Source organism: Caproicibacterium sp. NSD3 (assembly GCF_053613275.1).
In genome coordinates, this window is sequence record NZ_CM132119.1 from 456,253 (window position 1) to 482,198 (window position 25,946).

Below are 25,946 nucleotides of genomic sequence, written 5' to 3' on the forward strand. Positions count from 1 at the left end.
ATGTTATGCAAACGTATCCGGGTCGTCTACATCGTCGTAGTTGAGGATGTCATCGTCTTCTCTTGCGGCGGCGTTCTCTCCGGGCGCGTCTACCTCGTAAACGGTATATATTTCATCCGGCTTCACTTTCATTCGCCGGTTAATCAGGGAAGAAATGTCGAAGCTGTTGCACTTGTCGGCCTCGGCGGTGTACTTGTAGTTCGGGTGCTTTTTCAGGTCGTACTTGGGCGAGAGGAACGGACGGAGGCCCCGAAGTTGCAAAATGCACTTGCTCCCGTCCATCGTGGTCAGCTCGTCCATCGTCATAAGCTCTTTACCGAGCCGTTGCAGATTTTGGCCGTGGCTCTCCTGCATACCCCGCGTGACACTCTCGGTATACATGGAAATCGTCTCTTTTCCCAAAGCCTCCGAAAGCTCCTTGACGGTGGTATGCTCCCGACCCCCTAAGAAAATGACCGAATCCATATTGCCTAAAATCGTCTCGGCGTTGTCTTTATACAGTGCCTTTAATTGAGCTTGCGCCTGTAAAAACAGGCACAGCGAAATCTCACGGGAGCGAATGACGGCCACCAGCTTTTCAAGTTGCGGCACCTGTCCCGTGTTCGCGGCCTCGTCCCAAAGCACCCGCACATGATGGGGCAAGCGCCCGCCGTACTTGTTGTCGGCCCGTTCGCACAAAAGATTGAACATCTGCGAAAAAGCCAGTGCGACAATGAAGTTATATGTCGTGTCGGTATCACTGATGATGAAGAACGTCGCCGTTTTCCGATCGCCCATGCGGTCTAGCTCCAGCTCGTCGTAGCTCATGATCTCCCGAAGCTGCGGGATGTCAAAGGGGGCTAACCTCGCTCCGCAGGAAATCAGGATGCTTTTGGCCGTTTTGCCGCTGGCGAGTTTATACTTCTTATACTGCCGAACGGCGAAATGATTGGGGTTCCGTTTCTCTAGCCCCATGAACATGTAATCCACGGCATTTTTGAAGTTGTCATCATCTTCTTTTACTTCCATGCTGTTGATCATATCCACAAGGGTATTCATGTTGCGTTCTTCTTCCGGCCCTTCAAAGACGATGTAGGCCACAAGAGCGCAGTACAAAAGGGTTTCCGCTTTCGTCCAGAACTCGTCGCCCTCCTTGCCGTCGCCCTTCGTGTTGGTAATCAGGGCGTTGACAAATTTCAAAATGTCCGATTCCGTCTTGATGTAGGAAAGCGGGTTATAGTGCATCGAACGGGCAAAGTCGATGGAATTGAACACCTTGATTTTATAGCCCTGCCGTTTCAAAAAAGCGCCGACCTGTCCAAGAATGCCGCCCTTCGGGTCAACCACCACATAGGACGAATGGGCTTGAAGCAGTTGCGGAGTCAGCCAGAAGCGGGTTTTACCTGAGCCGGACGAACCGATGATGCAACAATTCAGGTTCCGGGAATTGGCCGGATTTTTCGGGCGCGTGTTCATCGTGAGAAATTCAGTTCCGGTGAGAATGACGTTCTTCTTGAATACCGGGTCGATAAACGGCTTGATGTCCTTCGCCGTTCCCCATCGGGCGCTCCCGTATTCCACATCCTTTCTGAACTTTTTGGCGTTTTTTATTTTGTGCCAGACAACAAGCCGGAGGATAACGGCCCCGGAAAGGCCGACCAGCCAATCAGATGCGGCGAGGCCCGGCGTTATCGTTTGAAACGCCGGGCCGATGGTCTGTACCATGCCGATCAGCTTTTCCCCGAAACCGGCCCCCGCCGCGAGGCGGTAGGCCGTGCCGAGTTTCAGGCAGCACCAGAAGATGAACAGGTATGGAATGTTCGGCAGAACAAATCTGCGGATTTTATCGCTCATTCCGCGTCGCCTCCCGTTTGCGCTGTTGTTCGCGGGGCCGCAAATGCGCCTTGTCCCCATAATTTTTGAGTTGTTGGAGAATAGACGGACGCCTGTTTTTGCCCCGCCCCATTACCAGCTTGGTATACTCAGAAAACGCCGCCGTGATAGCGTCGGCCTGTCCGGCCTTGAAAAACAGCAGATATTTGTTTGGCCCGGTCTTGTGGAAGGCGTAATCAACGTTGTATTTCCGGGCCACGCGGTCAAACAGCTTGGTATCGCCGGAAAGATCAAGACTGTTGGTGGAAACGCGGTGGTTCATGAGCTTTTTCACGCTCTGCCTGCCCTGCGGAGTCTGCGCCTTACGGTGTTCCTTTTGGATCTTACGCACAACCGCCGCCAATACCTTTGCTAGCGTCCGGCCCGTGAGTTTCGCTGCATTGATCGAAACGACAATCGTCCGGCGCTCTATATCTTCCTGCAAACAATCAGCCTCCTTTCGTCACTTCGGGCCAAGTTGGCCCGAAGTGTCAACATTCAGATGAAATCGTGCTTTTAAAAGAGTTGTTGAAAAAATTTTTAAAGCGTGTTACCGTTTGGATATACCAATGAATTTCGGAGTGGTAACATGACTTATCAGATTGAAGAAATGTCCAAAAGCCGTATCGCATATATGCGTCGGGTCGGCCCTTACGGGGCGGATAACTACGCTCTCATGAAGAAGTTTAAAGAATGGGCGAAAGCAAACGGCTTGTTCACAGCATCGGCGGTTATCTTGGGAATTTCACAGGATAACCCCGCAGTGACGCCACCTGAAAGCTGCCGCTATGATGTCGGCATCGTTATTCCAGAACAGTTTACAACCACGGATACCGATGTAAACGTCGCGGAACTGTCCGGCGGGAAATACGCCGTTTTTACGATTGACCATACCGCAGAAGCGATTCAGAAAGCGTGGGGCGAAATCTTCGTTCAGCTATCAGCTCAGGGCCAACAACCCGACGTTTCCCATCCTATCCTTGAACGGTATATCTCCACCATGATCGACAAACACCTGTGTGAAATCTGCGTTCCTGTTTAAGTTCGTTCTTCTGCTTTGACGGGCCGGTCTTTTTGGGAAACCGGCGCGGCGTCGATCATTTGTTGATACTGTTTGAGCGTGTCGCGGATGGATTTTTCCGGCGCGGGGTACGCGAAAATCTTGCATTCATCCGGCAGATCGTCCCTGCCGCTGTAAAGCTCCACGAAACGGTCACCGGTGTCCACAATATAGCCGCTTTCGGTGAACGTGCCGCCGTCCTCCAATGACACATCCCGCCCGTATGCCTCGTAGTCGATGTAGTTTTCCAGGTATTCCGGCACTTCCAGCGCGCCCATTTCGTCGATCATATAGCGGCCCAAATCGTCCTCGTCGCAGATTCCGGGGTAATATTCGTAGCAGTCGAGGTTTTGCGCAAGGTTGATCAACTCTTTCAGGCTGCTTGAATGGTCGCCGCAGGAAAGGGTGGCCTCAAACTTTTCCCGGTCGCCCTCGTTAAGATCGTCCAACAGGGCGGCGAGATAATTCAGTTCATCCAGATCGGCGTATTCGGGCAGGCAGTCGTACAGGCCGGAAACATTGGTTTCGTAGTCCGTGATGAAAATTTCCTCGTATTGAACGCCGTCCACATGGATTCGTTGAAAAAGTGCCTGCACTTCCTCGGTTGTGGCGGGGAGCTTCAAAAACTCCCCATCCAAAAGCCCTTCGTTGTAGCGCCCGAGATTGGTGACAAAGGCTTCAATCGCGCTCATTACCGGCCTCCCCGCGGCCCTGCCCCTTGACCGTCAGAATGCCGTCCAGCGTGGTCGCCGTGATGTTCAGCCGTCCAGCCGTGGCAATGTCGTTTTTCATATCCTCGTTCACGCCGTCGCCGCAAACGACCAGCACATGGGAACGACGCAGAAGGTCGCGCCCGATGTCGATGCCGCTTTTATGTTCCTCCGGGATAGCGTCGTTGAGAATGAGGGGCAGGTAAAGCAGGGGGCAGACTGGGGAAAACCCGGCCTCGTATACATTTCTGCAATACCGCGCCGCCTGTTTCGCGTCCGCGTCCTGATCGCCGCTCCACGCGGCTGTGATGTATGCCAATGGCCTTTTCATAGAAATAGAAAGCACCTCCGTTTCCGTTGCGTTGAATATGTCAACCTATCCTCCCGTCCTTTCCACGTTTGGAAAGGAAGCGGTTCAAGGGAATAATCCCCGTCGCATGGCCGCAGGGAAGCACAGCCGGAGCCCGCCGTCAAGAGCAAGGCCGCTTCGCGGTGGCGCTATGCGCCACTCTTGACGGCGAACATCCGGTTGTGCTACAAAAATTGCGGCGACGGGGAATAAATCCTTTGAGCATCGAGGTACGGGGCGGCGCCCCGCATACGGACTTCGAGCCAACTTGACCCGAAGTTATTTCTCCTGCTCGGCCTGCTTTTCCCGCTTCGCAAGCTCCGGCTGCTTTTCCTTCCACTCGTCAAGCAGTTTGATAATCTGGTCTTTCATCTCACGCGGGGTCTTTTCCTTTCCAAAATACTGGCTCAATTCCTGACTTGAAATAATCACTTTGTCTACCTCCTTCTTTTCTTCGAGCATGATTCCGTCGATCACGTCGCCGTTAAGCATTCCTTTCTGGTCAAGCTCCCGCATCCGCTGTGCCTGCGACAGCGAAGGGGCCGACTGCTGGCCCTCAATGGCGACGGCGATATACCGCTGATTTTTTGGTTTGATGAACGACATTTCCACGGCGGGGGTGAATGAAATCTTCCTATCGTCCACCATTTTCATGAGGTCGGGAACAAGGTCGTTGAGCTTGATATACCGCTGAACCTGTTTGACCGTCATTTTGTTGCGTTCGGCCACAACCGCGTTGGAACGCTGCCCGTTTTCCGACTTCGGGCCAAGCTGGCCCGAAGTGGACAGGTCACCCCGTGCGCCCTGCCGCTTAATGGCTTCCAACTGCATTTTCAGAGCCTTGGCCCGTTCGCTCGGCAGGATATTTTCACGCTGATTGATGTTGTCCTCCACCATCTGCGTGATTGCCTCGTCGTCGGAAAGGTTGCGGACGATACAGGGCATGTCCGCGTATCCGGCCAATTCGCTGGCTTTCTGGCGGCGGTGGCCGGATATGATTTCATACCCGCCGTCCTCGCGGGGCCGGACAATGGCGGGGTTGGTCACGCCCTTGTCCCTGACGCTCTCCACCATCGCCCGCATTTCATCATCGTCCCGGACTTGAAACGGATGATTTTGGAAAGCGTGAAGCTCGGACAGGTTGAGGAAAACGATCTGCTCCGTTTCGCCCTTGCGCGGAGGCTCTTTCGGCTCCTGCGGCGGTTCCGGCTCCGGGGCCGGAATTTCCTCTTTCGCCGGGGCCTTTTTCACAGAAGTAAGTTTCTGCTTTTCCGCGCGGGCCTTGCGCTCCTTTTTGGGAGCCGGATTCGATTTTTCCGCTTCCGCTTTTTCGGGAGCCGGGGCCTGTTCGGCCCTGTCGGCCTTTGGGAACCTGCCTCTGCGTCCGGGTTTCTTTTCCGACATAAGCTCGTTGATTTTGTCGGACGGGGCAACCACGTCGCCGGGGGTGGGGATGTGTTCGTCACCGATGTCTGACGGCGCGGGCGGCTCATGTGGTTCTTTGTCCTCATGGGTCAGCGCCGCCTTTTCCTCGGCGGTTTGTTCAGGGACCGGAGCTTCGCCGCCGACTTCCGGCGGCGGGATGGCAGGAGCGGCTTTTTCCTCTGCCGGGGCTTCAATAACCGGCCCGGTTGCCGTTTCCTCCGGCATATTGGGTTTGTCTTTTGCCATACGTTTTTCCTCCTTGCTGATTTTTGCAGTAAAAAAGGGCCGAGAAAAAATCTCTGCCCGTTCTGCCTGTTTGGATATTTTCAAAATGACCGGCTCAGTCCGCAATCGTGAAATCCAGCGTCAGTTCATGGGAAACGGTTTTCGCGTTTGCCCACGCCAGGCCGAATTTAGCGGTAAGCGCCAGATTCCCCGATGATCCGTTTGCGTCGAGCGTTCCCAACGGGACTTCCGACGCGAGATCGCCCGTGTAAACGGGAGATTCACGGTCAACCGCTGTCCAGCCCGAACCGGCTGCTTTGCTGATTCCAACGCCGAGCGCGATTCCGCTTCCGGTCTGCGCCGCCGTCAGACTGTTCCAGTCCGAATAGGATGTGGGGGCGGCGTCACCGATGCCGGATGTCGCTTTCAGCCCCGTGACGGAAACTTGGACGGGAAAAGTGGAATGGTTGGTAATCGAAATGTCCGGTGCGGTGAACGGCGTATTGCTGTTCGGGTCAATCGCGTAACTGATGCTGACCGGATGGGTCACAGAGACAAGTTCGTCCGTATGGTAGTGGGTGACAACCGAAACATTTCCGGCATTGTCCACGGCGGCGATATGGATGAAAAAGCTGCTGCCGGATGGGCGGGAGAAAGTATAACTGCTCGCTGTGGTCGTAATGCTCCCGTCCGGGACGGTATCGGGGTTGTTGTCCACTACGATGGAGTAGCCCTTCATCCCGGTTTTTAGGGATGTCGATATGACAGGAGAATCGTATTTCGCTCCGTCATTTTGCCCTGTGGCCTCCACATAGTATTGATATCCGGTGGCGTTGTCCTGCGAAGCATAATTGACGGTATACTGCGTCCGGCCGGAATTGTGCGTAACGCCGGAAACGGCCGGTTCGTCCGGTGCGTCCAAATCCTGCCCTTTGTGGTCATTCCAGCTTGTGTCGGTCGTGATCTGAGCAAGGTAAAACAGAGTATTGGCCGTAACGCGTTGCTCGTCCGGCGTCGCCTCACCGTTGGAGTGGCCGGTCTGAATCATGGCGCAGTTTGACCAACTGGTGAGATAAAACGTGTTTGTGCCTTGTCCGCCGGAGCCGGTGGCCTCAGCGCTGTTGGGGTAAGTGTAGGGTTGCTGATAGGTCATCCACACATCCCCGAAAGCAAGCTGATTGGAATGGGACATCGGAACATTCAGAACTGTACCCACGTCCCCAATTTTCCACGGGTAATTGGTGAGCAGGCCCTTTTTGGAAACCTTGATTTGTGTTCCGCCGAGCACGGTATAATGCGGGATGGTCTGAATATCGCAGTAGTGGGCCAGCTTGAAAAAATTCGGCATGGAGATTGTATCATTGTCTACCATCGTGTCATGCCCGAACAGAACACCGCGCCCGGTTTTGATAAAGGCGTCGGTTTTACTCTCTGCCGCAGCGGACAAATCCTGACTTGCGAAAGCATCCCACGCACCGAAATACAGAACGTCGTATTTGTAACTGCCGTCCGCGTTTTTCAGGTAAGCGTCCGGGTTGGCGTTGAAATCGGAAATCGACACGGTGTCCACGGAAATGAGGCCCTTGCCGTAACCTTTGGAATCGTATTCGTTCGGCGTTTCCATCCACATTTTAAGGGACGCCGACTTTGGCAGGGTGTAACTCTTGCCGTCCCATGTCGTAAAGGAAACGGTCGGCTCGACGACGGGATAGATGTTAAGAACCTTCGCGCTGTCTTTGGCGGGGATGCTCTGGAAGATCGATTCATGCGCGGATTTGGAATAGAGCATGTAGCTGTACGGCTGCCTTTTGTCGCTGTTCGTCCAGTTCAGTGCCACATAATTTCCGGACGGATTCGGCGTTGCGGCCAGCGTCAGAACCGACGCGGCGGAGGCCGTGGCGCTGGGAGAAAAACCGGACAATAGAATACCGGCGGCAAGCAGAGGTATAAGAAAAAGCCGCCTGAATGATTGCCTCAAATAGAAACCCTCCTTTCGGCGTGGAAGATTGGCCGGGAAAATCCCGGCCAATTCCCGCCTGTACCTTTATGCGAGCTGGAACTGGAAAACAAGCTGATGGTTGGCCGTGTACGCCCCGTCGAACGCGAGGCCGTAATCCGCCGTCAGGAACAACGCGCCGGAAGTGCTCGGGTTCAGCGTCCCGACCTGTAACGGCGAATCGCTCACCGCCCAATGGGTGGATGTGCTGTACCCGCTGTTCCAGCCGGAATTGGCCTTTGCCGCAATGCCAAGCGCGATGTACTTCTTGGAATCCGCGAGGCTGAGAGAACGCCACGCTTTTGCGGACGGATCAACGTCGGTGAAAGTCAGCGAGCCGCCCGAAGCGGCTTTCAGGGATTCCACTGTGGCGATCACCGCGACTTTGGTGTTGTTGGTTACTGCGATGTCGGGCGCGGTAAAGGTTTCGGCGTCCGGGCTGATGGCATAGGCCACGTTGCCCGTGACGCTGCCTGTTCCGGTGTCGGCCTTATCGGCGGCGAACGCCGGAACCGCAGCCGACATGCCGAGCACGGCAAAGGTAACAATGCCCGCGAGAATCTTTCTGAGCCTGTTTTTCATTGGAAAACCTCCTGCATGTTTTTATTTCAACCGCAAAAACGGTTGATTACGAAACGGAAAGATGGATTTTGTAGTCGGCCATCCCAAGGTAAGCCTTTGCATCCTTGCTGTAATACCGGATGGTCGCCGTCACGCTGTAATCGCCGGGTGAAACCTGCCGGGAAAGAGTAATCCCATCGATGTGCTGGCCCGGATAGATCGGCGCGGATTCTGCTATGGTTTCGCCGTCTAGCACGATTTCACACTGCATAACGACGCTGTTGGAGGATGGGTTTTCCACTTCCCATGTTCCGGTGCTGCCTTTTGCCCCTTTGGAGAAAGAAGCCTGTGAGCTTACCTTGTCGGTGACGGTGACTTCCTGCTTTTGAAGCCGGGACAGGATTTCCTGCCGTGACGGGGCGCTGCTGCTTCCCGGCTCCGCACTCCCGGTATCGTCCAAAGAGGGAATGGATGAGGACGGGGCAGAACTGGATGGTGGCGGGTTCGGGGAGGGGTGCTGATTACCGCAGCTTCGCAGTAGAAGCAGCAACAACAGAAGAATTCCAAGGATGTACGGCCACTTGCGCTTCCGCCTTTTGTCCTCCTTTCTGCGCTTGCTTTCGTTGGTTTTTTCAGTTGTCATGCGATTTCCTCCTTCATTTAAGAATGAAAAAAGGGCCTGATTTTTCAATCAGACCCTACGGGGATATGTTATCCCTCCCTTCGACTTCGGGCCAACTTGGCCCGAAGTGACTTTTACCATATATTAAAGCACCACCCATAGTCTCACTTGGGTGACGCTTTTTGTGATCAATATGTTTTCTTTTCCTTGATGTCTTGTGTCCAAACCCAAGAAAAGGTAGAATAATAATGTCTACAGGAAATTTACCTTTGCTAAGATATAGGAGTAAAAATGAAATTTATCATTGATTTATTCGAACACGAAGTTGGGGTTACAAAACCAACAGATTATTACAGGCTTAAATCTGGTGTCCAAATACCGATTTATGAGATTACTTCTTTTCACCTTCTTACTCAATTTGTAGGTTTCGGAAAATATATGAACAGAGAAAATGGGAATGTATACATGAGAGGGCAAGGCGATTTATATAGGAGACCAGGCGAAACATGCGATTTGCTAATTCCTTCGGCTTTAAGGGCCACAGGACCTAGCAGAAAGAGAATAAGTAAATATCAGGAACACTTATATAAATCAGCATCACTTTGCAAAAACTTAAAAGGACTAGAGAAAAATAAGCTGCAACCGTTACTGCAACATTATGGTATAAAAACAGCATGGTTAGATATAGTTGATAATTTATGGGTTGCTCTTTGGTTTGGCTTACATACATTTGATTCAATTATCCTTGATGGGCATGAACATGTCCATATAACTGAAAAGCAAGATAATGAATATGCATATGTTTTTTTAATATTATCGGATGCAACAAACGAATGTAGCCCCGGCGTATTTCTCGGAGATAGCACTCGGGTAACTGATTTGAGAAAAGCATGTCAATCGATCTATTTGCGGCCACACGCACAACATGCATTAATGATAAGAATGAATAAAGAAGTCGCATATGACTATAGCGAACTTATAGTGGGAATAGCAAAAATTCCAGTTAAAAACGGTTTTGATTGGATAGGGAAAAACGGCCTTTTATCTATACAAAGTTTATTTCCACCAACTTATTATGATTATGGGTTTCGCGATCTTCTACATGAATATAAGGCCATAAACGATAGTAAAGACTTCATTCAACAATTTGGATCAATACAATATATATCATATTAGTACGGAAGAAGATGACATTATGGGTTCCATGATAACTCTAGGCATTGGCAGGATGGAAATTGATTGGGGCAAGAACAGTTCTTACAGAGACTATTCCGCACTGTTTCAGATACAGGATATAAAATTAGTTCCTTACTATTACGCTAATGATGAAGCTGACAATCCAGTCGTCGAGATGAAAGAAGGCTTCTCACGCATATTATCATCGGTTAAGGTGCGTTTAGACTTACTTGGTTACGATATTACGTCTATAAGGGGGCTATATGAGGCTAGTTTAAAAGATTGCGAAGAATTCGGATATGAAGTTCAATTTTCATTTGATGATTTTTACAATACGCTAAGATATATAGATATTCCAAAGGTTGACTCTATGAAAATTTCAATTAAATACGATGAAAATGGATATGACCTCGGCGAATATGTAAGCAAATGTATCCTTGAAGACCCTCAAATCAAAAAACACTTACCTGTAAAATATAAAAAGAAGGACAAAAATGGGTGGAACAATGCTATATATGATTTAGGCACATTCTTTGAAAATCTTGATCCATGTATAACGCTTCGTGTTCTAGCCGAGAATCCAAATAATCAAGATTTAGAATTACAATGGAATTTTGCTGATGTTGTTGAAGGTGGATGGGCAAAGAGAGAGGATTTTGTTTCTCCACTTTCCTCTGGCGAAAAAATACTCATTGTTACGGAAGGTTCATCGGACTCATACATAATTAAGCGGACGATTGAATCATTGTATCCTGATATTGCAGATTTCTTTGACTTTATTGATATGGAGGAAAATTATCCTTTCACAGGAGTCGGAAACTTATATAATTTCTGTTTGGGCTTAGTTCGAATAAACGTCGGCAATAAAATTCTCGTGATCTTTGACAACGATACAGCAGGAGTTGAAAAATATCAATTATTGAGCTCTGTAAAAAAGCCGGATACTTTTTTAATCACAAAATTGCCAAATTATGATGCGTTCTCACATTTTCAGGCTCTTGGGCCCCAAGGTGAATCCTACGAGAATATTAATGGGAAGGCTGTTGCAATTGAATGTTTTCTCGATCTAAATAGCGTTAATAAAATTCCGGCTATTCGTTGGACATCGTATAATAAAAAAATGAAGCAATACCAAGGGGAACTTGTTGGTAAGGATGATTATGTTCGTGCATTTAAAAATTGTGACCTGACAAATGGATCTTATGATAGCAAAAAACTCCGATTTCTTATTGACTATATTCTTTCTCAATGGACTCATAGATCGTCATTAAGCCTCTGAATGGTGTAAAATTCACTCTTTTAGTCTAACCCGGGTAGCATCTTGTGTAATATACAGTCGTGATATATCGGCTTTAGAAAAATGATAAGCCGACCTTATCTTGTGTTGAATGATTCGGTTTTCCCCCTCCGCACTTCGGGCCAAATTGGCCCGAAGTGACTTCTATACAAAAACACCGCCTATAGTCTCACTAAGGCGGTGTAAGTGTCAATTTTCTGTTTTTGGCGTAAATACTGCTTGCAAATTGCCTGCAAACCATTGATATTACTGGATTTATCCAAGTCCTATAATTTCACTCGGACCATCAAAAGACCGACGATTTTGAATCGTCGGTCTTTCGTTTTGCCGGTATTTATGCGGGCTCTCAAGGTGCAAATTCTATAAAGGCACTCGCCTGTCATATACGAGTGACAGGATTATTAATTTCCCACAAGTAAAAAATTCAAGTGCACACCTCCAATTACTTTTCTTTTGAGCGGATTAGATTGGAAAGCTGCATCTTGCTTGTCACCTCAAGCTTTCTATAGATATTCTGCACATGGTTGTCCACCGTTTTGGGCGAAATAAAAAGTCTCTCTGCAATCTGTTTATAAGTAAGCCCACCCAAGACCAATTCAATGACTTCAGTTTCCTTGTCGGTAACGCCATATTTTTCGACAAAATATTCGGTTGGTTTGTTTTCCGCTATGTAGGCCGGCGTGTTAAAGTATGCGTATGACCAGTGAAGAATACTGATGTTTATTATAAGAAAATAGGCTGGCAAAGCAAACAACTTAAGTACTTGCAAGTCTTTCAGCGCATTGATTTCTGGACGGATATATTCAAGAGCAAGGAAGGGCAGAAAAGAAAGCGTAATGATGGCAAATATTCTGCCGGCTCGTTTTAGCTCCTTATCCGGTATTTCTCTGTAGTTTACGAGCACCGTAAAGATTTCATACGCAATGACAGCAATCAAGGATACCTGTCCGAGATGTTTCAACGTAACAAGTTTGGTGTTGGCATAGCAAACTGTAATTGCGACCATTTGAAGAGAGGTAACGGTCACAATAAGAATTTGTTTTATCTTTGAAATGTGCTTGCCGAGCAATGCATGAATAAAAAGTAGGCCGAATAGACTGCTGAATGAGGTTCCCAGCACATCCATGCTATCAGACATGACGGATAAGAAAGTCCCCATATTATTCGTACGGACAATATACAGATTTAAGGTGATCATGGCCTGTATCATGAAAAGGGAAACGTCGAGCCCTATAAAATATTTGAGAGCTTTTTTTGTATGGTCAATATTAATAAACACCGCAAGGGTGATGGATGCCACCCCCGCAAATAACGAGATAATGCAAAATAGCAGTTGTAAGTCCTCCAATGCATTTCTCCCTTCCATCTCTATGCTATTCAGTATAATGATTTCTCCAAAGGATTACAAGCAGCGAAGCACGCAAAGATGCTGCATTTCCGGACTGAGGGAAATCCCCTACGCTAGGAAATAGGTTGTATTCCTTATTGTCAATGTTGATTTGCTATGCTGTAATAGAGACGAATTACTCGAATCTGAATGGAGAAATGATAACATGAAACTGATCGACGTGATTATGATTACACTTTGCATTGCTGCTGTAGGAACTATTGCTATCGTCCTGACAATCAAATTCGCTCCGAAACATCTAAAGCGAAAAATTATAAAGGGGATATGCATCGGTTTACTGGGAATTGTTGTGCTCTCTGTCGGCGGTACGGTCGCCGTCATTACCTATATACCCACCCGTCTAAATACGCAATACCAGAGCACGCCCCAGTATTACACGGTAACTAAGCCGGTTGGAAAAGCTCTTGTCATTTATCAGCCCGCGTGGACCGATAGTACAAAAGATGCCGCCGACGCTTTGGCCGAAAGCCTTCAACGGAAATGTTATGACGTAACGGTCAATTATCCCGGAAACTTTCTGCCCCGTAATGTTTCCGGTTATGACGTTCTTGCCTTTGGAACACCAGTTTATAACAGTAAAGGTTCTCCGCTTGTGGCTAATTACTTGAAAAGTCTGAACGGACTTTCTGGGAAAAAAGTGATTCTTTTTACCACAGGTTCAACGACTCCGATGGAAAAAGATCGGGCTTTCGATGGTATTGAGAATGATATCAAGGGCATGTTTAATATGCAGCGCATCAAATTTTCAAACAAAACGGATAAAAATAAGCTTGCAAACGCTACGGTGAACAAATTATGCGAAAACAAATGATCCGGCTGCTTCCAAACGTCTTGTCGGCATTGCGTTTTCCGCTCGGCGGCACATTTGCTTATTTGTTGGCAATTAGGTCTGCTGGAAGAACAATTCCTGTGTGGAGTCTGCTTATCTGCTTTATGGCAATTTCTCTGAGTGACCTGATGGACGGCTGGATTTCACGTAAATTTGATTGCCAGTCAGACATTGGAGCTATTCTGGATGTATCAGCCGACAGCTTCTTCATATTGCTCGCACTAATTGTGTCGAATTACTACGGTTTTGTGCCTATATGGTTTACTATTATCGTTATTCTAAAACTTGTTGATTTTATCTTGTCTTCCCTGATTTTCTCAACAGGTGAAAAAAGGCATTTTATTTTTGACTTTCTTGGAAGATTTACCGCAGTCGGCTTTTATCTATTGCCGATTTTGGTGGGAATTTTCCAGCATACTGGTATCATCAAATCCGTAACACTCTTTCTTGCGATTACTGCTATGTGCTCATCCATGCTACGATGGTTTTCTTTCATCTGGCAAATATATCATAAATCAACAAACGATATTGAAGATAAAAATACCGATGGCACTGTTGCTGTGACTATTCAGTCAAAACATAATACGATATAAAAGGCGTTCCGTATTCACGGAACGCATGGTGTAAGTACCGCTTGCAGACTGCCCGCAAGCCATTAGTATTACTGGATTTCACCAAGTCCTATAATTTCACTCCGACCAACAAAAGACCGACGATTTTGAATCGTCGGTCTTTTGTTTTTCTTGTATGCATGCGGGATTACGGGCTTTAAGTGTGTCGTAAATCCTATAATTACACTCGAAAGCAAAACCGAGTGACGGGATTTGCAAAGCCCTCGTCAAAAACTCTACGGAGCGTTGATTGATTATTTTCCGGTAATCGCTTACACTATGTCTGATGAGGGAATCAAAATTGGATTGCAGCAAAGCAGGTAGCCGATTGTATGAATCTCAGCGATAAAACAATTTCAAAATGGGAGCGCGGTCTGGGTTGTCCCGATGTAAGCCTGATCGGGGAACTTTCCAACCTGTTTGAGGTCAATATTGAAAAAATTCTGAACGGGAATTTGGAATCGAGTGCGAGAATGTGATTACCAATACCGGTGATGCGGAGATTTCCTGCTGTGGGCATAGGCTGTCGCCGTTTGCTGTCAAACCCGCTGACAATGAGCACCGGGTAACGGTAGAAGATACAGACGGAGAATTCTACGTTACGTTTCATCACGAAATGGAAAAAGACCATTATATCTCCTTTGTTGCATATGTCACAAATGAGAAGCTTCTGTAAGGCTGCCCAAAATAGGCCCGCTACTGCAAAATACAGCACAAGGTTTTATTACTGCTGCAGCAGACACGGATTATATGTATTATAAAACATTAAGGAAAGGGAAAAGAGGTGTCACCCTATGGATTCTATGAAACGGAAGGAATTGAAAAACGCCTATAAAGATAAAGTTGCAATCGGCGGTATCTACCGCATCCAGTGCAGGGGGAACGGCCGCGCATGGGTAAAATCCACAACGAATCTGGCGGGCCAGGAAAACAAGTTCACATTTTCCGTTTCGACCAATTCCTGTCCGGAACCGGCCATGCAGACAGAGTGGATGGAATACGGGGCACAATCGTTTTCTTTCGCCATCCTTGAGAAACTGAAGCAGAAGGAAACCCAAACGGAACGTGAATTTTCGGAAGATATTAAGACTCTCCTTGAAATTTGGCTGGAAAAATATTCGCAGGAAGGAATCTCACATGGAACAGATCATTAAAATTAAACAGTTTCTTGACAGTTCCGGAAAAATCACGCAGCTGCCGCAAAAACAGAGAGCAAGGTGTGCCGTGTTGGAATATCTGATCGGAAAATTCGATCCGGGCCGCACGTATTCCGAACGGGAAGTCAATGGCATCTGCAGCCAGTGGCATACCTTTGGGGATTACTTTCTCCTGCGGCGGGAACTCGTCGATCACGGCCTTTTGTGCCGCGAACGGGACGGCTCCCGCTATTGGAGAGCACAGACTGCTCGACAAGAAATGGAGCTTGATCATGAATCGTGAATTTCATCCTATTGATCGGAATGCTTGGAGCAGGACGCCGTATTTTTACTATTTTACAAAGATGCTTCCCACCGGGTACAGCCTTTCGGTTGAGGTGGACATTACAAACGCCTATCATATGGTCAAAAAAGCGGGTAAAAAATTCTTTCCTGCTTATTTGTATCTGGCATCCTTTCTGATTTCCCAGCAGCAGGAATTCCGTATTGCCGAACAGAATGGACAATTGGGATATTATGAAGTGCTACACCCTTCCTATGCCTGCTTTCATGAGGATGACAAGACCATGTCCAGCCTATGGACGGAATACGACTCCGATTTTGAGACCTTTTATGGCAATTATATGGAAGATCAGAGGCAATACGCAGAAAATCACGGAATTGTTGCAAAGACAAATCTCCCCGAAAACAATTACATGGTGGGTATGCTGCCCTGGATGCAGTTTACGAGCTATACTCCCGTGCCCTACGGAAGCGGCAACAACTATTTTCCGGTATTGCAGGCGGGAAGATTCTTTGACAAAGGCAACCGAAAAATGATGCTGCTCTCCATAACCGTGCATCATGCCGTCGCGGACGGCTACCATGTCGGTCTGTTCCTTCAGAGGTTTCAGGATGGCATGCTATATCCAGAAAAATGGACGGGATCAAAGTGAGATGAAAGACAAATATTCCATTTCTACGGGACCCTGATCAGGCAGGTGACGGTAATCGCCAGAACGATATAACCGAGGTGCTCTTTTGATGTAAATACTGCTTGCAGAATGCCTGCAAACCATTGATATTGCTGGATTTCTCCAAATCCTATAATTTCACTCCGACCAAGAGCCTCCTTTTTGGAACTTGATAAATCAAGTTTTGAAAGGGAGATTTTTTATTTATTTCTCCGAAAAACGGAATTGTTTTTCGGAGAAATGTTGTTATGATATGAATCATATAGAGAATTATTTACATTTATCAGGGGGAGAAACAAAAATAATTAATTGGATTGCATCAAATTTGCCATCTATATCTGGTATTGCGGTGGCATTCCTTTCATTTCTTTCGTCTTTTATCAGCTTTTTCAGCGAGCGAAACATAGAATCTAAAAATATAAAAAGAGTTAAAGATTATACCGAAATATATTCTAAATTACCGGATGGAACCCAAGCCCCAAAAAATATTGAGTTGCTATTAACGCAACTAACTCAAAAAATGGTTGAGCAAAATAGCAAAAAGCTTAATCCCTCAAACATAATAATAATGATTATTTTCGCCGTAGGCGGCAGATTATCTTATTTATTGGTATTGTGGGCAATGAGTTTTAAAGGCTTTTTGGCTGTTCTTATGTGGATAGTATTTGGTGTTGTAATATTTTTCCTATTTTGTATGAAAGAAGTGGAGACCATGTTTCAAACTGCTCCCGGAGTGACAATTCCTTTTCCTAATAAAATTTTGGAAAAATATCAGATATTTAAGGGAGAATCCATTTTTGCTAATGTTAGCTATGAGAAACTATCAGCTTTAGTCACCGATTTTTATAGAGCACTTCCTGAACCATTGTTTTTCGTGATGCAATTGCCGCTGTCAATTTATGAAGAAAACAAAATGGGATTTAGGGAAATTGTTCACCAAGAAGTACTGTATCTTGATGGGCAAACGCAAAGTCAAATCGATACAATAATGTCTTCATACGGGCAACTGTTACTAAGTGACGGATTATCTCAATTTGCTATTGCATCTCACAAAAGTCATGAAGAAATTTTTATTCAGAAATACAAAGTGGTTTCTATTTATTCGGAGATGCCAGAAAAACATGTTGGCTTGCTAACAAAATATGGGTTACATGAAACCGACAAGCTAATAACTGCTTGGAATACTTTTTCGCCAGACTATCCCGGTGAATGCCGCAGAATCTGTATGGAAGGTCTTGACGCGTATACTGTGGCAGATATATTAAAAAAGCAAGGAATGTACCGTGCAAAAATAATCGAAAACGATTGATATCATTTACTTTTTCCGGATTCTAGATCACACTTTCATCATGGTCAGAGTCGTCAAACTAGACGGCTCTGTTTTTTTTAATGCTTTTTTGATTGATTCGCGATACTGCTGTAAGTAAATGCTGGAAAAATATTTGAAGCCATAATCGCGATCAGACTGGAGAAAGTACTTTTTAAGAATAAAAACAAAATATTTAGACAAATTAAATTTGGAAAGGATACGAATTAAAGAATGATGGGGGTGGTTTGTTTTTAGCAAAAATATGCACAAAAACAAATCACAAAAATTAAAATTTTATACAAATATCTTATAATGCTATTGACTTTTAATAAACGAATAGATACACTGAATGACATAGCGAACAACTAATTAAATCAATAAGCGAAAGGGGAAAATAATAGATGAAAATTACTAAGGTGGAAGTATTTCGCCTCCCTACTGCGAATAGCAAAATGAATAGTCCGATTGGTTGCCGCATCCATACCGATGCAGGCATCTGTGGTGATGGCGAAGCCGGCATGGCTTACGGTGTAGGTGGCTCCGCAGCTTTTGGAATGGTGTGTGACCTAGCGGAACTTGTTATTGGTATGGACCCGCTGCAGACTGAACTTATCTGGGAAAGTATGTATAAAAAAAGTTTCTGGGGGCAGAATGGTGGTCCGGTGGTATTCTCTGGAATAGCTGCCATCGATGTTGCACTGTGGGATATCAAGGGCAAATATTTTAATGTTCCCGTCTATCAGCTTTTGGGTGGTAAGGTTCGCGATAAACTCCGTACCTATGCCAGCCAATTACAGTTCGGTTGGGGCCAGGTTGGCGTGAGCGAGCACCTCTGGGCCGTCAAACCGGAGGATTATGCTCATAATGTGAAGCTGGCCATTGCGGAAGGGTTCGATGCAGTGAAAATCGACTTTTTCGACCGGGACGAAGAAGGGAAGCCTTTAAACTTTTTGGATACTACCGGATTCCTCACGCCCGCTCAGCTCAAGATGGTGGAAGCTCGAATGAAGGCTTCCCGGGAAGCTGCCGGTGACGGAGTAGATATCATTATGGAAAACCACTCCTATCCAGATGCTTTGGGTGCAGTACAACTGGGCAGACTGGCCGAAAAGTATAACATCTTGGCATTTGAGGAGCCAAATACTCCTACTACTCAGACAGTCGAGTATATTTCCAAATACATCAGTGTGCCGATCGCCAATGGCGAGCGTCTTTTCTCACGCTGGCAGTATGCGGATTACTTTAAGCGCAATCTTCTGCAGTTGGCTCAGCCTGATATTGGGAACTGCGGCGGTATCAGTGAAGTAAAGAAGATTTGTGACATGGCTCATGCTTTCGACGTAGGTGTTCAGGTTCATGTGGCGGGCAGTCCTTTGGCTACTAATGCGGCACTGCATCTGGAGTGTACTATTCCAAATTTCGTTATTCATGAGCACCACACCTGCAACCGGATGGATACCTGCCTAGGCCTCACAAAGTACAATCTTCAGCCTGAGAATGGGTATTTCACGGTTCCCGATCTGCCCGGTATCGGCAATGAGTTCTTGCAGGAGGCAATTGACAAAGCAATTCTTTACAAAGTAGTAGAATGATCTTTTGTCTAGTCGGTCATTCTAATTCGAAGAGGAGGAGATAAATATTGGCCGTTAAATGAGAAACATGCCATTTTCGGCCTGTTAAATTTTGATGATTTTCCCCAGCACCATAAGAATACCGTTTAATTTAGAGAGAAAGCGAGGAGGTCTTTACTATGGCAATTAAAGTAATTAAAGAGCCAGCACCAAAGCCCGGAACTCTCGGAAGAACAGAACTCTATGCATTAGCCGTCGGGCAGGTTATTGGTGCAGGTGTCATCACTCTTATTGTCCCAGCAATCAAAATGACTGGCTATTCTGCTTGGCTTGCCTACTTAGTAGCTATCATCATGGGCTTTATTATGGTTCTCCCCTATATCTTTGTCTCATCGGCTCTCCGACTAGGCGGCGGTAACTATTCTATGCTGTGTGAACTTGCCGGTCCGACCACTTCTGGAATTTTTGCATTTTCTTATTTAACACAGTGTTTGTCATTATCTCTGTTCGGCACCGCTGCGGCTGCATATCTGGGTGACGTTGTCCCTGCCTTGGGGGGCATAACTTCCCGTATCATTGTAGGCGTTGTTTTGCTAACCATTTTCTTTATTGTGAACCTGTTAGGTGTGGATATAATGGCACATGCTCAAAAGTTAATGACATGGCTGCTCATTGCTGCCCTACTTCTTTTTGCGATTGTGGGTATTTTCAAAATGAAGCTGCCAATTTTTAACTTTTCAGACCCCAATTTTTTGATTAACGGCTGGGGGATTACCTTTGACAAGGGGCAGATATCCGGCGGATTTACCGGCGCGATGCTGCTGTTTGTGTACTCCTGCCAGGGATATTATATGACCATTGCTTATGGCCGCGACGCCAAAAATGCCAAACGGGATATTCCCGCAGCTATGCTGATGACTGTCCCCACTTTAATTCTCCTTTATGTGGGCGTGGCCATGGCCGGCGTTGGTGTTATGAATGTGAGTGAATATGGAAATTCAACCACTTTGGTCTTTGCAGCGCAGCGTATTTTCCCCACATGGCTGTTTTATTTCTTCATTATCGGCGGCCCCATTATGGCGTTGCTGTCCACCTTGAATTCCAGCTTTGCTTATAACGCCATCACGATCGGCCAGTCCTGCGACGATGGTTGGCTTCCTGCCTCTTTCGGAAAAAAGAATGCTAAGGGATCTCGCGTTTTCATTCTGACCTTTATGTATATTTTGGGCATTATTCCTATCATTTTTAATCTGTCCATTACTGTCATCACCAATATGGTGCAGATCTTCACCTCTTTTTTCGCCTTCCTGAATTTTGTAGCGATAATCAGACTGCCCAAAAAGTATCCTGAAGCATGGGGCAAATGCCGCCTTCATGTGTCTAATGGTTTTTATTACACCATCTGCGTTTTGTCTTTGGTCGGAGCCATTGTGGTATTTTGGAAATCCTGCCTGTCCATGACCCCTGCCTTAGCAATTGCGAATGTAGCAGCGCTTCTGGTTACAGCAGCCATCGGAATCTGGCGCGCCAAACGCGGCAATATCGAAATTCATACTTCCGTGTGGGACAAAGATCCGGGTGAAGAAGAAGCGCCTATCACAAAATAAGCAGTTCTCTTAAAAAGTTTTTTATAAAACAACCTATAGTAAAAGAAAGGAGCAACTATTCATGAAAATTACAAGTGTAGAATGTTACCTTGGTGACGGCGCCCTTGGCGGTTTTGTTACCATCAAGGTCAACACAGACGAAGGAATCAGTGGATCTGGTGAGGCTGGTTTAGCTTATGGCAACTGCTCTGAGGCGGCCTTTGGTCAGTGTCAGGACTTTGCTAAGTTGGTTATTGGTATGGATCCCTTTAATACCGAAAAGATTTGGGAGCACCTGCATCGCCATACATTTTGGGGCATGGGAGGCGGCGTAGTCGTCACCTCTGCAATAGCGGCTATCGACACTGCCTGCTGGGATATCAAAGGCAAAGCTTTGAATCTGCCTGTCTATAAGCTGCTCGGCGGTAAAACCAACGACAAGCTTCGTGCTTACGCATCCCAGCTTCAGTTTGGCTGGCGGAAACTTATAGAGAAAAACGATTCTCTAACCCTTCTGTATGATCCAAAGGACTACTATGATGTAGTGAAGGACGCTATGGCCGAGGGCTATGATGCTGTCAAGATCGATCCTGTTTTCGCTCCTTGCGAAAAAAAGGACGTTGGCGAAGTATTTGCTACCCAAGGCAATCAAATTCGCGGTTGCTACCGGGAACATGACCTGAAACGCTCCGTAGAACGTATCGCCGCAGCTCGTGAGGCTGGTGGTGACGATCTGGACATCATCATCGAAATTCATTCTCTGCTGGATACCAACACTGCCTCTATTTTAGGCAAGGCTCTTCAACCTTATCGTATTATGTACTTTGAGGAACCCACTATGCCCTGCAATCCCATGCTCTTCAAACATATCGAGGAACGCAGTGGTCTGCCTCTTGCTACCGGCGAACGCAGCTACACCCGCTGGGGATTCCGTCAGTTCTTTGAGGATCGTACTCTCGATGTAATCCAGCCTGATCTGTGCAACACCGGTGGAATCACAGAGACAAAGAAAATCAGCGATATGGCTCAGGTTTACGATATGGGTGTGCAGATTCACGTCTGCGGTGGTCCTATTGCTACTGCGGCTGCTCTGCAGGTGGAGGCTACTATCCCCAACTTCGTCATTCACGAGGAGCATAATGCCAATCTGCTGACCAAGTTTAAGAATGCCGGCAAGTACTACTATGCGCCTAAGAATGGATTCTATGAAATTCCAGAGCTTCCGGGTATTGGTCAGGAAATGAGCGAGGAGTACATGGCCAAGGCCAAGAAGGTTGTTATCAAATAATTGCGTATACCTTTAAATGTAGTCATCCTTTTTTCACAGGTGGCCATCTTCCAGTCGGAAGGTGGCTGCTTTTTTATTGCTAAATTTTTGAAAAATATTCGACATTAAAAAAGTGTGCATTATTTTTAGAAAAGGGTTATAATTAAAATAAAATATTGAATAATTTTAGGTGAATAGTATGGAAAAAGAATCCCTCGGTAGGTTTCCCCAGCGAAAAATGAAAATAAGTCGCATCTCTCTTGTAGATCAGGTTTGCGCGTCTATCAAGCAGGATATTGTGGATGGTATCTGGAAAGCAGGAGACAAACTTCCTTCAGAGTCTGATTTTGCTGATGCCTTCGGCGTCAATCGTCTAAGTGTGCGTATGGCTCTGCAGAAGCTTAGTACTTTAGGCATTATTGAAACCCGTGTTGGCGAGGGGTCATTTGTGCAGGACTTTTCCCTCAAGCCAATGCTTAGTGAAATATCTGTCTTTTATGAAAGCAAGGATCGTTACAATGATGTGCAGCAGCTGCGCAGTCTGTTGGAATATGAGTGTATGCGTTTGGCGATACTTTCTGCTACCAATGCGGAGAAAGAGGAGTTGCATAATGCCCTTATTCATTACAATGACCTTGCTTTAAAATATAATTTAGACGTGGACAATGAAGATGCACTGAAACGCCTAGTAGATGCAGACTTTAACTTCCACTACAAAATAATAAAAATGAGCCACAATAGGCTGTACAAAGATGTTTACTTTATGGTGCAGCAACTGATCCGCAGCCATATTACTCAGTTGGTCAGCGCCCGTGCCCATCGCCGGGCCGAGGCCGGCCTCCCTCCATTGGGAGAAAGCGATACCCACAATAAAATTTATAAATGTATTATCGATTCTGATGTCACTTTGCTTCGGCAGATTACCGACGAATTGCTTGGTATCAAACCAGTTGAGGGAATGGATGTTTTTAACGAGCAAAGCTGCGCTGCAGAGGAAGAACAATCCCAAACAGATTAAGACCACGATCATGATGGCAACACGAAAAAAGCAGTTAAAAAAGTTTTTTACTGATATCTAATAAAATAAAAGGCCGACGATTTTGACTCGTCGGCCTTTTGCTTTATCCTTAACATAGAAAAGGATACCGCCATTGTATTTAACAGATGGCGGTATCCTGAATCAGATCTTGATTATTTTTCTTCCCATTTAACGGGTAGCACTTCATTTTGCAATAAAGCTGATTGCGATACTTTTTCAGCAGCAGTCGCAGTCGCTATCCAGGCAAACATATTCCGGTGTGCCCATAATTTGAATGTCCTGATCGATTCCAAGTTTATCGATGATGTCTTCAGACAGCGAGAAGTTAACCATTGTGGTCCAGATGGTGGTAGTTGCACTGGCCTGAGCCAAATATTGGTCAAGCACATCTACTTTGTAAGTCAGGTTTCTCAGTACGATATAGGACTGAAGTGTCGGGTCATTCAGTTCGCATTTCCTCAGAGGTGCGCTGAAACTGGTCAGAGGAATCGTAACCGTGTATTCAAAGTTAGCGTATGCAGTTGAAGTTGCATTATATTTAATGACAAACTGCTCATAAGGCTGGGTTACGTTCTGATGCTGAATGATAGGTGCGCCGGTGGTCGGATCAAGTACGGTAGGTCCAACGAATGCTTTTGTGGAGGCGGTGTACTTCGTAAAGGCGGCAAGGTCTCTTGGAAGTGTCAGCACATCAAAAGTATTATCCTCGTATTCCACGACTAAAACCAGTTCAAAATTAAGGGTTACCCTTGACTTTTGTGTGCAGAGAATGGTATTTCCCGGATTTTCGTCGAGAATTCGTTTGCAGAGTTTCACACATTTTACAGGAGATCCTGTACTTGGATTAGGGGACTCAGTGCTTGCCACTGCGCCGTGGTTGATTATATAGAGCGTTAATGGAGCCTTTGTTCCCAAAGGTTTAGGGGGAGTATCAGTAGAATAATTTTCTTGGAAGACTTCCTGTGTCTGGAGCAGTTCGGATTTCGCCAGAACTCTTCGGACATAAATATCAAGTGGCTCTTGAGCTACGTCAGTACTCATGAAGTTTTCACTCCTAAATTTAAGATTGAAAATGAAAGGATACATCATTTTCTATGTATATCATATGTGAATTAGAACTTAATGTGCAAGATGTGCTGACTAAATATTAGAAAACGTCCGAACAAACGACGCAATTTGGCAAATAAAACGGAAATAAAATAATGTTGATATGGATTGCTTTTTTGGGAATTCAAAACTTTTTCAGAGGACATAGTTTTCTTTTTCTCCAAAAGAGTAAACAGATGATCCATTGTTTGTTTTTGCTCAGAAAGCATATGATTCAATGTATTAATATCAGCACTCATTTGGGTTAATTTTTTCAAAATATCATTTTCCTCGCATGTCTCATTCTTTTCCGTAGACTTTTCAATACTTTCACATTCTTTTTTTACTTTTTCAACATTAGGAGGGGAATCCACTATGCTGGGATCATCTTCTTTAATCAAAGGACGCCAAGTGCTTTGATAATTTGAGCTTTTACAAAATTCATCCATACCATCACCGTCCCCGCAAATACTTATGTAAAAGTAAGATTTTATATTAATTTCTCATTACACTTTTACATAAAAACATCTGTTATAAGAAATAAAAATTGTGCAGGCGAAGACATAGGGCAGACCTATCATATGCCATATATAAAGAAAAAGGTTCCGAAAAAACGGAACCTTTTTCAATGAAATTTTTATAAAGAAGATCAGCCTTTAAAATTCAGCGCCAAAGACGCGAGCAGTGCTGCACCACGCCATAGAATATCCTCGTTGGCTGTAAAGTGAGAGCTATGCAGCGGCCAGCTTGGATCTCCTTCTTTTGCAGTGCCAATCCAGGCGAAAGCGCCTGGAACATGATTGAGATAAAAAGCAAAATCTTCTGCGCACATGGAAGGATGGGGAACAAGAACGGATTTTTCTGCTCCAAACAGTGAAGCAGCGGTTTTATGGACATAATCGGACATCGCTGCATCGTTATTAACGGCCATATAGCCCCGTTCATAATCAAGTTCTCCGGTGCACTGTGATAAGGTGCAGATCCCTTCCAATACTTCTCCCAGACGCCGCTCTGCCAGATCTTGAACGTCAGGGTCAAAAGTGCGGCAGGTTCCCTCTAAAGCACATTCTTCTGCGATAATGTTGTAGCGTGTGCCGGCTTTAAAGGTTCCGATGGAGATGACCGCCGATTTAAGAGGATCTGTGTTGCGGCTGATAATCGATTGTGCTGCAGTTACAAATTGAGCACCTGCGAGCAGCGAATCGATTCCTGCTTCAGGAGTAGCTGCGTGACCGGACTTTCCGTGAATCTTAACATAGAAATGATCAGAAGCAGCCATTAGAGGACCGGCCTTTACACCAAAGGTACCAAGCGGAAGTCCCGGCCAGACATGCAGGCCAAAAATCGCATCGATTCCTTTTAATGCCCCGGCTTCAATCATGGAACGGGAGCCACCTTTTGGCGAAAGCTCTTCAGCGGGCTGGAAAATGAGCCGGACTGTTCCGGAAATTTGATCTTGAAACTGTGCGAGCAGATGCGCTGCGCCTAACAGCATCGTAATATGATTATCATGGCCGCATGCATGCATCATGCCTGGGTTTTGAGAACAAAATGGCAGCCCAGTTTCTTCTGAAATCTGAAGAGCGTCCATATCAGCGCGAAGAGCAACCGCTTTGCCGGGCTTGTTGCCATGGATTTCTGCAAGGATTCCATGACCGCAGATATTTTCTGTAATCTGATAGCTGCCGATCTTTCGCAGTTCCGCTGCAATCAGAGTGGAGGTTTCTTTTTCCTCAAAAGCTGCCTCCGGATGGCGATGAAATTCTTCCCGCAGTTCGGAAAGATGTGGTTCCATCTTTTGTGCGGATTCAAGAATTGTCATGAATAAAATTGCCCCCTTTTCTATTGGAAAAAGCTA

At 46.2% G+C, this 25,946-nt stretch carries 27 protein-coding genes; 15 read left to right on the forward strand and 12 right to left on the reverse strand.

Annotated elements, in window-relative coordinates:
- Nucleotides 1–3 precede the first annotated feature (3 nt).
- Together ACVS9P_RS02165 and ACVS9P_RS02170 are read right to left on the reverse strand one after the other, a co-directional pair.
- Entirely contained in the window at nucleotides 4–1,833 is a 1,830-nt protein-coding gene (locus ACVS9P_RS02165; protein WP_452104008.1) for a VirD4-like conjugal transfer protein, CD1115 family, read from the reverse strand.
- The gene (locus ACVS9P_RS02170; protein ID WP_452104009.1) at nucleotides 1,823–2,296 is read right to left on the reverse strand and encodes a PcfB family protein; all 474 of its coding nucleotides are present in this window, start codon (nucleotides 2,294–2,296) and stop codon (nucleotides 1,823–1,825) included. The genes ACVS9P_RS02165 and ACVS9P_RS02170 overlap by 11 nt, the downstream gene beginning before the upstream one ends.
- A gap of 144 nt (nucleotides 2,297–2,440) precedes the next feature.
- Between ACVS9P_RS02170 and ACVS9P_RS02175 the strand changes: the two genes are divergently transcribed.
- Complete coding sequence (locus ACVS9P_RS02175; RefSeq protein ID WP_452104660.1) at nucleotides 2,441–2,893, forward strand: AraC family transcriptional regulator; 453 nt, start codon at nucleotides 2,441–2,443, stop codon at nucleotides 2,891–2,893.
- Here the strand turns inward: ACVS9P_RS02175 and ACVS9P_RS02180 are convergent.
- The 6 genes from ACVS9P_RS02180 to ACVS9P_RS02205 all read right to left on the reverse strand — a co-directional run bounded on the left by ACVS9P_RS02180 (nucleotide 2,890) and on the right by ACVS9P_RS02205 (nucleotide 8,820).
- On the reverse strand, nucleotides 2,890–3,603 hold the full coding sequence (locus tag ACVS9P_RS02180) for an antirestriction protein ArdA (RefSeq protein WP_452104010.1): 714 nt from the start codon (nucleotides 3,601–3,603) through the stop codon (nucleotides 2,890–2,892). The two genes, ACVS9P_RS02175 and ACVS9P_RS02180, sit on opposite strands and share 4 nt — an antisense overlap.
- Nucleotides 3,590–3,952, reverse strand: coding sequence for a DUF7768 domain-containing protein (locus tag ACVS9P_RS02185; RefSeq protein ID WP_452104011.1), 363 nt, complete (start codon nucleotides 3,950–3,952; stop codon nucleotides 3,590–3,592). The genes ACVS9P_RS02180 and ACVS9P_RS02185 overlap by 14 nt, the downstream gene beginning before the upstream one ends.
- Before the next feature lie 297 nt (nucleotides 3,953–4,249).
- A complete protein-coding gene (locus tag ACVS9P_RS02190) occupies nucleotides 4,250–5,641 on the reverse strand; it encodes a ParB/RepB/Spo0J family partition protein (protein WP_452104012.1) in 1,392 nt (463 codons plus the stop codon).
- A 94-nt stretch (nucleotides 5,642–5,735) separates the two neighbouring features.
- Nucleotides 5,736–7,598 (reverse strand): DUF5057 domain-containing protein, encoded by a 1,863-nt coding sequence (locus ACVS9P_RS02195; protein WP_452104013.1) that lies wholly within the window; start codon nucleotides 7,596–7,598, stop codon nucleotides 5,736–5,738.
- Nucleotides 7,599–7,664: 66 nt separating this feature from the next.
- Nucleotides 7,665–8,198, reverse strand: coding sequence for a hypothetical protein (locus tag ACVS9P_RS02200; RefSeq protein WP_452104014.1), 534 nt, complete (start codon nucleotides 8,196–8,198; stop codon nucleotides 7,665–7,667).
- A gap of 46 nt (nucleotides 8,199–8,244) precedes the next feature.
- Nucleotides 8,245–8,820, reverse strand: a complete 576-nt coding sequence (locus tag ACVS9P_RS02205; RefSeq protein WP_452104015.1) for a hypothetical protein — start codon at nucleotides 8,818–8,820, stop codon at nucleotides 8,245–8,247.
- A gap of 270 nt (nucleotides 8,821–9,090) precedes the next feature.
- On the opposite strand from ACVS9P_RS02205, the gene ACVS9P_RS02210 reads away from it, so the two are divergent.
- Complete coding sequence (locus tag ACVS9P_RS02210) at nucleotides 9,091–9,975, forward strand: FRG domain-containing protein (RefSeq protein WP_452104016.1); 885 nt, start codon at nucleotides 9,091–9,093, stop codon at nucleotides 9,973–9,975.
- Nucleotides 9,976–9,994: 19 nt separating this feature from the next.
- The gene (locus ACVS9P_RS02215) at nucleotides 9,995–11,254 is read left to right on the forward strand and encodes a HEPN/Toprim-associated domain-containing protein (protein WP_452104017.1); all 1,260 of its coding nucleotides are present in this window, start codon (nucleotides 9,995–9,997) and stop codon (nucleotides 11,252–11,254) included.
- Nucleotides 11,255–11,714: 460 nt separating this feature from the next.
- Here the strand turns inward: ACVS9P_RS02215 and ACVS9P_RS02220 are convergent, their stop codons facing one another.
- Nucleotides 11,715–12,620 carry a response regulator transcription factor gene (locus tag ACVS9P_RS02220; protein WP_452104018.1) on the reverse strand — a complete coding sequence of 302 codons (906 nt, stop codon included), beginning with the start codon at nucleotides 12,618–12,620 and terminating at the stop codon, nucleotides 11,715–11,717.
- A 205-nt stretch (nucleotides 12,621–12,825) separates the two neighbouring features.
- Here ACVS9P_RS02220 and ACVS9P_RS02225 point away from each other — a divergent pair, with 205 nt between their 5' ends.
- The 12 genes from ACVS9P_RS02225 to ACVS9P_RS02280 all read left to right on the forward strand — a co-directional run bounded on the left by ACVS9P_RS02225 (nucleotide 12,826) and on the right by ACVS9P_RS02280 (nucleotide 22,981).
- Nucleotides 12,826–13,491: a flavodoxin family protein gene (locus ACVS9P_RS02225; RefSeq protein ID WP_452104019.1), complete on the forward strand. Its 666-nt coding sequence runs from the start codon at nucleotides 12,826–12,828 to the stop codon at nucleotides 13,489–13,491.
- Entirely contained in the window at nucleotides 13,476–14,102 is a 627-nt protein-coding gene (locus tag ACVS9P_RS02230) for a CDP-alcohol phosphatidyltransferase family protein (RefSeq protein WP_452104020.1), read from the forward strand. The genes ACVS9P_RS02225 and ACVS9P_RS02230 overlap by 16 nt, the downstream gene beginning before the upstream one ends.
- A 350-nt stretch (nucleotides 14,103–14,452) precedes the next feature.
- Nucleotides 14,453–14,599: a helix-turn-helix domain-containing protein gene (locus ACVS9P_RS02235; protein ID WP_452104021.1), complete on the forward strand. Its 147-nt coding sequence runs from the start codon at nucleotides 14,453–14,455 to the stop codon at nucleotides 14,597–14,599.
- On the forward strand, nucleotides 14,596–14,796 hold the full coding sequence (locus ACVS9P_RS02240) for a hypothetical protein (protein WP_452104022.1): 201 nt from the start codon (nucleotides 14,596–14,598) through the stop codon (nucleotides 14,794–14,796). Before ACVS9P_RS02235 ends, ACVS9P_RS02240 begins: the two co-directional genes overlap by 4 nt.
- Nucleotides 14,797–14,914: 118 nt before the next feature.
- On the forward strand, nucleotides 14,915–15,274 hold the full coding sequence (locus ACVS9P_RS02245) for a GIY-YIG nuclease family protein (RefSeq protein WP_452104023.1): 360 nt from the start codon (nucleotides 14,915–14,917) through the stop codon (nucleotides 15,272–15,274).
- On the forward strand, nucleotides 15,258–15,560 hold the full coding sequence (locus tag ACVS9P_RS02250) for a DUF2087 domain-containing protein (RefSeq protein ID WP_452104024.1): 303 nt from the start codon (nucleotides 15,258–15,260) through the stop codon (nucleotides 15,558–15,560). Before ACVS9P_RS02245 ends, ACVS9P_RS02250 begins: the two co-directional genes overlap by 17 nt.
- Entirely contained in the window at nucleotides 15,550–16,212 is a 663-nt protein-coding gene (locus ACVS9P_RS02255; RefSeq protein WP_452104025.1) for a CatA-like O-acetyltransferase, read from the forward strand. The genes ACVS9P_RS02250 and ACVS9P_RS02255 overlap by 11 nt, the downstream gene beginning before the upstream one ends.
- Before the next feature lie 271 nt (nucleotides 16,213–16,483).
- A complete protein-coding gene (locus ACVS9P_RS02260; RefSeq protein ID WP_452104026.1) occupies nucleotides 16,484–17,539 on the forward strand; it encodes a hypothetical protein in 1,056 nt (351 codons plus the stop codon).
- A gap of 401 nt (nucleotides 17,540–17,940) precedes the next feature.
- The gene (locus tag ACVS9P_RS02265; RefSeq protein WP_452104027.1) at nucleotides 17,941–19,131 is read left to right on the forward strand and encodes a mandelate racemase/muconate lactonizing enzyme family protein; all 1,191 of its coding nucleotides are present in this window, start codon (nucleotides 17,941–17,943) and stop codon (nucleotides 19,129–19,131) included.
- Between the two features lie 158 nt (nucleotides 19,132–19,289).
- A complete protein-coding gene (locus ACVS9P_RS02270) occupies nucleotides 19,290–20,717 on the forward strand; it encodes an APC family permease (RefSeq protein ID WP_452104028.1) in 1,428 nt (475 codons plus the stop codon).
- A 61-nt stretch (nucleotides 20,718–20,778) separates the two neighbouring features.
- Nucleotides 20,779–21,984, forward strand: a complete 1,206-nt coding sequence (locus ACVS9P_RS02275) for a mandelate racemase/muconate lactonizing enzyme family protein (protein WP_452104029.1) — start codon at nucleotides 20,779–20,781, stop codon at nucleotides 21,982–21,984.
- A 217-nt stretch (nucleotides 21,985–22,201) separates the two neighbouring features.
- On the forward strand, nucleotides 22,202–22,981 hold the full coding sequence (locus tag ACVS9P_RS02280) for a FadR/GntR family transcriptional regulator (RefSeq protein ID WP_452104030.1): 780 nt from the start codon (nucleotides 22,202–22,204) through the stop codon (nucleotides 22,979–22,981).
- 237 nt (nucleotides 22,982–23,218) lie between these two features.
- Here the strand turns inward: ACVS9P_RS02280 and ACVS9P_RS02285 are convergent, their stop codons facing one another.
- From ACVS9P_RS02285 to ACVS9P_RS02295, 3 genes are all read right to left on the reverse strand, one after another.
- Nucleotides 23,219–24,043 (reverse strand): hypothetical protein, encoded by an 825-nt coding sequence (locus ACVS9P_RS02285; RefSeq protein WP_452104031.1) that lies wholly within the window; start codon nucleotides 24,041–24,043, stop codon nucleotides 23,219–23,221.
- Nucleotides 24,044–24,114: 71 nt separating this feature from the next.
- Nucleotides 24,115–24,537, reverse strand: a complete 423-nt coding sequence (locus ACVS9P_RS02290; protein WP_452104032.1) for a hypothetical protein — start codon at nucleotides 24,535–24,537, stop codon at nucleotides 24,115–24,117.
- A gap of 200 nt (nucleotides 24,538–24,737) precedes the next feature.
- Nucleotides 24,738–25,910, reverse strand: coding sequence for a M20 metallopeptidase family protein (locus ACVS9P_RS02295; protein WP_452104033.1), 1,173 nt, complete (start codon nucleotides 25,908–25,910; stop codon nucleotides 24,738–24,740).
- Nucleotides 25,911–25,946 lie beyond the last annotated feature (36 nt).

Bases quoted from the DNA above. Each gene is read 5' to 3' on its own strand.
- ACVS9P_RS02175 (WP_452104660.1), top strand. From the start codon at position 2,441: ATGACTTATCAGATTGAAGAAATGTCCAAAAGCCGTATCGCATATATG.
- ACVS9P_RS02200 (WP_452104014.1), bottom strand. From the start codon at position 8,198: ATGAAAAACAGGCTCAGAAAGATTCTCGCGGGCATTGTTACCTTTGCC.
- ACVS9P_RS02280 (WP_452104030.1), top strand. From the start codon at position 22,202: ATGAAAATAAGTCGCATCTCTCTTGTAGATCAGGTTTGCGCGTCTATC.
- ACVS9P_RS02165 (WP_452104008.1), bottom strand. From the start codon at position 1,833: ATGAGCGATAAAATCCGCAGATTTGTTCTGCCGAACATTCCATACCTG.
- ACVS9P_RS02245 (WP_452104023.1), top strand. From the start codon at position 14,915: ATGGATTCTATGAAACGGAAGGAATTGAAAAACGCCTATAAAGATAAA.
- ACVS9P_RS02255 (WP_452104025.1), top strand. From the start codon at position 15,550: ATGAATCGTGAATTTCATCCTATTGATCGGAATGCTTGGAGCAGGACG.
- ACVS9P_RS02205 (WP_452104015.1), bottom strand. From the start codon at position 8,820: ATGACAACTGAAAAAACCAACGAAAGCAAGCGCAGAAAGGAGGACAAA.
- ACVS9P_RS02235 (WP_452104021.1), top strand. From the start codon at position 14,453: ATGAATCTCAGCGATAAAACAATTTCAAAATGGGAGCGCGGTCTGGGT.
- ACVS9P_RS02190 (WP_452104012.1), bottom strand. From the start codon at position 5,641: ATGGCAAAAGACAAACCCAATATGCCGGAGGAAACGGCAACCGGGCCG.
- ACVS9P_RS02290 (WP_452104032.1), bottom strand. From the start codon at position 24,537: ATGGATGAATTTTGTAAAAGCTCAAATTATCAAAGCACTTGGCGTCCT.
- ACVS9P_RS02295 (WP_452104033.1), bottom strand. From the start codon at position 25,910: ATGACAATTCTTGAATCCGCACAAAAGATGGAACCACATCTTTCCGAA.
- ACVS9P_RS02210 (WP_452104016.1), top strand. From the start codon at position 9,091: ATGAAATTTATCATTGATTTATTCGAACACGAAGTTGGGGTTACAAAA.
- ACVS9P_RS02285 (WP_452104031.1), bottom strand. From the start codon at position 24,043: ATGAGTACTGACGTAGCTCAAGAGCCACTTGATATTTATGTCCGAAGA.
- ACVS9P_RS02215 (WP_452104017.1), top strand. From the start codon at position 9,995: ATGGGTTCCATGATAACTCTAGGCATTGGCAGGATGGAAATTGATTGG.
- ACVS9P_RS02275 (WP_452104029.1), top strand. From the start codon at position 20,779: ATGAAAATTACAAGTGTAGAATGTTACCTTGGTGACGGCGCCCTTGGC.
- ACVS9P_RS02270 (WP_452104028.1), top strand. From the start codon at position 19,290: ATGGCAATTAAAGTAATTAAAGAGCCAGCACCAAAGCCCGGAACTCTC.
- ACVS9P_RS02230 (WP_452104020.1), top strand. From the start codon at position 13,476: ATGCGAAAACAAATGATCCGGCTGCTTCCAAACGTCTTGTCGGCATTG.
- ACVS9P_RS02180 (WP_452104010.1), bottom strand. From the start codon at position 3,603: ATGAGCGCGATTGAAGCCTTTGTCACCAATCTCGGGCGCTACAACGAA.
- ACVS9P_RS02250 (WP_452104024.1), top strand. From the start codon at position 15,258: ATGGAACAGATCATTAAAATTAAACAGTTTCTTGACAGTTCCGGAAAA.
- ACVS9P_RS02265 (WP_452104027.1), top strand. From the start codon at position 17,941: ATGAAAATTACTAAGGTGGAAGTATTTCGCCTCCCTACTGCGAATAGC.
- ACVS9P_RS02260 (WP_452104026.1), top strand. From the start codon at position 16,484: ATGAATCATATAGAGAATTATTTACATTTATCAGGGGGAGAAACAAAA.
- ACVS9P_RS02185 (WP_452104011.1), bottom strand. From the start codon at position 3,952: ATGAAAAGGCCATTGGCATACATCACAGCCGCGTGGAGCGGCGATCAG.
- ACVS9P_RS02225 (WP_452104019.1), top strand. From the start codon at position 12,826: ATGAAACTGATCGACGTGATTATGATTACACTTTGCATTGCTGCTGTA.